At 29.3% G+C, this 792-nt stretch carries 1 pseudogene; it reads right to left on the bottom strand.

Annotated features, from left to right (window positions below):
• Positions 1-792 (bottom strand): annotated as a pseudogene (locus ACOTVC_RS08925) (hypothetical protein); the annotation flags it as partial.

Here is a 792-nt window from a genome sequence, read left to right as displayed (position 1 = left end):
AGATAAATACCTAGTTGATCTTTTAGTAAAAAGCATAGAAGCAGCATATTCTCCTGCATCTCCTATATCTTTAGAATTGATATTTTTATTTTTTTGTTCTTCTTGGTTTGGAGCGGTGCTGTTTGTTGCCATCATATCTAAAGGATTTGCATTTTTAACACTATCTTGCTTGCTATTGCTAGTTTGTTGAGGGTTTTGAAGATCTTTTATAATGTCTTTATGTTTTTCAGCTTTTTCTTGATTTCTTTGTAAAAATTCAAGTCTGCCCAGTAAGCTTAGTTCTTTTGGTGATTTGTTTGGAATTTTTCGTAATTTACCTATTTCTTTCTTTAATTCTTGCTTATCTGTAATAATATCTTTTAAACTTTTATCATCTTTAAGCAAGATTTTTGTTATTTCATCTGCTTTTTTTTCACAAGCTTCTTGGATAGCTTGTGCTTGCTCTTTTTTATCATCTTCTGTAAAATCTCTATTGTCATTTAAAGCTTGTAGGAATTCTTTAGGGCTTTGCAAAGCTAAATTAGGATTTTTTATTTTAGCCATGCTTCTTTGAAAGCTTAAATCTATATTTTTCTTTCCCTTTTTTCCCATTCTAAAATCAGTCGCCACAAAGCCTTTATCTTCTAAAGGCACAGGATCAAAGTGTAATGTTTCATTTTTATCTAAAGATACTAATCTTGGTATTAAAACATAAATTCCTTTTTCAAAGCATTTGTCAAAAAATTCTGCTCCAACTTCAGCTATACCATCTTTTACTTCAAAGCCATTATTATATTTTAACTCTTCATTTAA

This window comes from Campylobacter sp. GB48, assembly GCF_049221845.1.
GTDB lineage: Bacteria > Campylobacterota > Campylobacteria > Campylobacterales > Campylobacteraceae > Campylobacter_D > Campylobacter_D lari_C.
Note: the sequence above shows the minus strand (reverse complement) of the source record. Positions and strands in the feature narration are given on the sequence as shown.